Annotated in this window: 4 protein-coding genes; all 4 read left to right on the plus strand. The window is 70.3% G+C overall.

Annotated elements, in window-relative coordinates:
- Positions 1-148: 148 nt before the first annotated feature.
- Complete coding sequence (locus VIB11_RS17355) at positions 149-2,398, plus strand: transglycosylase domain-containing protein (RefSeq protein WP_332057319.1); 2,250 nt, start codon at positions 149-151, stop codon at positions 2,396-2,398.
- On the plus strand, positions 2,395-3,813 hold the full coding sequence (locus VIB11_RS17360) for a hypothetical protein (protein WP_332057320.1): 1,419 nt from the start codon (positions 2,395-2,397) through the stop codon (positions 3,811-3,813). The genes VIB11_RS17355 and VIB11_RS17360 overlap by 4 nt, the downstream gene beginning before the upstream one ends.
- Positions 3,814-4,006: 193 nt before the next feature.
- On the plus strand, positions 4,007-4,294 hold the full coding sequence (rpsF, locus tag VIB11_RS17365) for a 30S ribosomal protein S6 (RefSeq protein ID WP_332057321.1): 288 nt from the start codon (positions 4,007-4,009) through the stop codon (positions 4,292-4,294).
- Positions 4,295-4,334: 40 nt separating this feature from the next.
- On the plus strand, positions 4,335-4,591 hold a 257-nt coding region (gene ssb, locus VIB11_RS17370; protein WP_332057322.1), incomplete at its 3' end, for a single-stranded DNA-binding protein.

The following is a 4,591-nucleotide window of genomic DNA, read 5'->3' on the forward strand; positions in this document are numbered from 1 at the left end:
GGTGCTCCGCGCCGCTCGGTGGCGTGATTGTGCAGGTCAGGGGGCCTGTGGTCCACCCGCAGAATGACCATTTCCAGAAATCATGGTCATACTGATGGACGGACCGTCGCCACCGGCGGTCCGCCCTTGTGTCGATCGAGAAGGTTTGATGAGCACTCCACGTCCCAAGACGCGTGCCCAGGCGCCGAAGACGCGAGCCCAGGCCAGGGCCCGCCAGTCCAAGGCCAAGCAGCAGAAGCAGGGCTTCGACGGCCGACTGTGGGGGAAGCGCCTCGGCCTCGCCGCGCTCGGTGCCGCCCTGCTCGGCGTCATCGGCTTCTTCGTCGCCTACGCGTCGACCGACATCCCGGAGCCCAACGACCTCGCCGACGCCCAGGCGTCGGTCATCTACTACTCCGACGGCAAGACCGAGATCGACCGGATCAGCGAGGTCAACCGTGAGTCGGTGCCGCTGTCGAAGATCCCCAAGGCGGTCCAGCAGGCGCACCTCGCCGCCGAGGACCGCAACTTCTACGAGAACTCCGGGATCTCCCCGACCGGCATCGCCCGGGCCGTGTGGGTGGGCCTGCGCGGCGGGCAGACCCAGGGCGGCTCGACCATCACCCAGCAGTACGTCAAGAACTACTTCCTGACCCAGGACCAGACGCTCAGCCGCAAGGCCAAGGAGATCATGATCTCGATCAAGATCGCCAAGCAGAAGTCCAAGGACCAGATCCTCGAGGACTACCTCAACACCATCTACTACGGCCGCGGCGCCTACGGCGTGCAGACCGCCGCCAAGGCCTACTTCGGCAAGGACGTCTCCAAGCTGAACGCTGCCGAGGGTGCCCTGCTGGCCTCCGTGATCCGCGGGCCGTCGTACTACGACCCGGGCCTGGGCGCCGAGCAGAAGAAGAACGCCGAGGAGCGGGTCGACTACGTCCTCGAGGGGATGCAGAGCCAGGGGTGGCTGACCGAGGAGCAGCGCCGCAGGTCGACCTTCCCCAAGGTCGTGAAGTACCAGGCCGGCCGCGGCGCGAGCGGGCCGACCGGCTACCTCGTCGCCCAGGTGAAGGCCGAGCTCAAGGGCCGGGTCAAGCTGACCGACGCCGACATCGACCGCGGTGGCTACAAGATCGTCACGACGATCGACAAGAAGTCGCAGGATGCGGCGGTCAAGGCCGTCAGGGCCCGGATGCCTGAGGGCGCCGCCGGCAAGGACCTCCACGTCGGGCTCACGAGCATCAAGCCGGGCGACGGCGCCGTCGTCGCGATGTACGGCGGCGCGGACTACGGCAAGACCCAGTTCAACGCGGCCACGGACGCGACGATGCAGGCCGGCTCGACCTTCAAGGTCTTCACCCTGATCGCCGCCCTCCAGGAGGAGATCAGCACCAAGACCAAGTACGACGGCAGCAGCCCGCAGTACTTCAAGGAGTTCGAGGACTCTGCCGGGGGCACCGAGGAGGAGCGCACCGGCCAGGTCGAGAACTTCGCCGACGAGCAGTTCGGGAAGATCGACCTGCGCACGGCCACCGGCCACTCGGTCAACACCGTCTACGCCAAGCTGAACATCGAGGTCGACCCCGCGAAGACCAAGGCCGCGGCGATCACCGCCGGCCTGCCGGACGACGAGACCGCCGAGGCCAAGAAGATGACGCCGCTGGGCGACAACTACGCCAACGTCTTCGGCACGGATGTCGTCACGGTGCGCGACATGGCCAACGCCTACGCGACCATCGCGGCGCAGGGCGTCCGCGCCCAGCCGTACTTCATCAAGAGCGTCAAGGGTGGGCCGAGCACCGGCGACCTGGACTACAAGGTCAAGATCAGCAAGAAGGCGGTCTTCGACAAGGACGTCATGGCCGACACCATCGACGCCATGCAGGAGCCGATCGAGGACGGCACCGCGGAGTTCGCCCAGGGCCTGGGCCGGCCGGCTGCGGGCAAGACCGGCACGACCTCCGGCAACTACGCGGCCTGGTTCGACGGCTACACCCCGCAGCTGGCCACCGCGGTCGGCATCTACAAGGGCTCGGGGCCCAAGGCCGGAACCGTCTCGATGTCCGACCTCCCGGGGTTCGGCGAGCTCACCGGTGGCACGGTCCCGGTGCGTATCTGGACCGACTACATGACGGCGGCTCTCGCGGGGCAGAAGGTGCTCGAGTTCCCCGAGCGGGCCGGTGTCGGCGACGAGAAGGTCCCGACCCCGACGCCGACCAGGACCCCCTCGTCCACGACGACCACGACGACTGCGACCACGACGACCACCACGACCACGCGGACCACGAGGGTCCCGAGGCCGACCCTGACCAAGACCGACAAGCCGCCGAAGCCGACTGACACGCAGACCGTCGAGCCGACCCCCACGGGGACGCGGACGATCTTCGGCGGCGGAGGGGCGACCACCGGCCCATGACCGGGCCCCAGCCGTCGCCGGGGCCGCAGCGGCAGCCGGGACCGCCCGACCAGGCGTCCCTGGCTGCCGTGGGCGGGCCGCTCGGGCGGCACGCCTCCGCTCGGGCACGGTCATGGCTGGCCACCGTCACGCCGCTCCTGGTGGTGTCCGCGGCCCTCGTCGCGCTCGGTGCCGTGCAGCGGTCCCACTGCGTCGCCCAGGGGTGGAACGGTGCCGACCAGTTCTGGCACGGCTGCTTCTCCGACCTGCCGGCGCTGTACCGGATCGGCAACCTCCAGTCCGGTCTGGGCGGCTACCTCGCCACCAGTGGTGAGACCGCGACCCTCGACCACCCGGTCGGCACCGGCGCCGTGATGGCGTTCGTCGGCGGGCTCGTCCCGGACGGCAGCGTGCTCGACCAGACCCGGTGGTTCTTCGGCCTCTGGGCCGTCGTCGCCGCCGCCCTGGTCGTGGTGACCGTCTTCCTCACGGCTGCCAGCCGGCCCCGGCACGTGGCCGACGTCGTCGTGCTGGCGGCCAGCCCCCTGCTCGTCCTCGTCCCGCTCGTCTCGGCCGACACGCTCGGGGTGGCGCTCGTCGCCGCCGGCCTGTGGGCCTGGGGGCGCAGGCAGCCGCTCCTCGCGGGAGCCTTCCTCGGCCTGGCCGTCGTCGCGCGCACCTACCCGTTGCTCATCCTGCTGGCGCTGGTCCTGCTCGGCCTGCGCACCGGGCGGTGGGCCGCGGTCCGGCGCGCCCTGGCCGGCGCCGCCCTGGGGGTCGGGCTGGTGCTGCTGCCCTTCCTCCTCGCCAACCCGGGGGCGATCACCCGCGCGTATGCCGCGTGGTGGCGGTCGGACGCCGGCCTGGGGTCGCCGTGGATGGTGCCGCGGCTTCTCGGCGCGGCCCTGCCCAGCGGGGTGGTCACGCTGCTCGCCGTCCTGGGCATCGCCGCTGCGTGCGTCGCCGGCGCGGCCCTGGCGCTGGGGACACGGCGTAGGCCCGGCGTCGCGGAGGTCGCGTTCGTCATGGTCGCGATCGTCCTGGTGACCGGCAAGAGCTTCCCGGTGCAGGCGTCGCTGTGGCTGCTGCCGCTGGCCGCGCTGTGCGGGGTGAGGTGGCGCGACCACCTCGTGTGGGTCGGGGCGGAGGCCCTGCACTTCGCGATGGTCTGGCTCTACCTCGGCGGGCTCAGCAAGGCCGACCGCGGCCTGCCGCCCGCGTGGTACTCCGTCTTCCTCGTCCTGCGCGTCGCCGGCGTGCTCTACCTGGTGTGGCGGGTGTGGCGCGCCGCCGCGCAGCGTCCCGCCGCACCCGAGCCGGGCACGGACGAGGCCGGTCACGAGGTCGTCGACGAGCTCGGCGGAGACGCCGTGGTCGACGAGCTCGCCGGGGACTTCACCGACGCCCCCGACCGCCTGCTGGTCCGCCTCGGCTGACGTCCGTCGACCGGTTGTCGGTGGCTGGGGACAGGATTTAGCCCGTCAGGCAGGGAGCCGGTACCCTTGTGCAGTTCCCCCGGGTCCTCGCAGCTCACACCCGTGAGCAGCACGCGCCAGGGGGATCGCACTGCAACCCTCCTGTCACGGAGAGACCGTGACCGCCAAAGACCAAAGGAGGCGGGTTATCAGCATGCGTCAGTACGAACTCATGGTCATCCTCGACCCCGAGCTCGACGACCGGACGGTCGCACCGTCGCTCGACAAGTTCCTCACCGTCATCACCAAGGACGGTGGCACCGTCGACAACGTGGACGTGTGGGGCCGTCGTCGTCTTGCCTACGACATCAAGAAGAAGTCCGAGGGCATCTACGCCGTCGTCAACTTCACCTCCGAGCCGGCCACGGCCAAGGAGCTGGACCGCCAGCTCGGGCTGAACGAGTCGGTCATGCGCACCAAGCTGCTGCGCCCCGGCGCCTGACAGTCCACCGACACCGACCGAACCCAAGGGGAACCGCCTCATGGCTGGCGACACCGTCATCACCATCATCGGCAACATCACCGGCGACCCGGAGCTCCGCTTCACCCCCTCCGGCGCTGCCGTCGCGAACTTCACCGTGGCCTCGACGCCGCGGGCGTTCGACCGGCAGAGCAACGAGTGGAAGGACGGCGAGACGCTGTTCATGCGCTGCTCCGTGTGGCGCGACGCAGCCGAGAACGTCGCCGAGTCCCTGCAGCGCGGCACCCGCGTGATCGTGTCCGGCCGCCTGAAGTCTCG

The organism is Pedococcus sp. (assembly GCF_036554925.1).
Classification (GTDB): domain Bacteria; phylum Actinomycetota; class Actinomycetes; order Actinomycetales; family Dermatophilaceae; genus Pedococcus_A.

What these genes read in the sequence shown, in the direction of transcription:
- VIB11_RS17355 (WP_332057319.1), top strand. Translation starts at nt 149, where the DNA reads ATGAGCACTCCACGTCCCAAGACGCGTGCCCAGGCGCCGAAGACGCGA.
- VIB11_RS17360 (WP_332057320.1), top strand. Translation starts at nt 2,395, where the DNA reads ATGACCGGGCCCCAGCCGTCGCCGGGGCCGCAGCGGCAGCCGGGACCG.
- rpsF (WP_332057321.1), top strand. Translation starts at nt 4,007, where the DNA reads ATGCGTCAGTACGAACTCATGGTCATCCTCGACCCCGAGCTCGACGAC.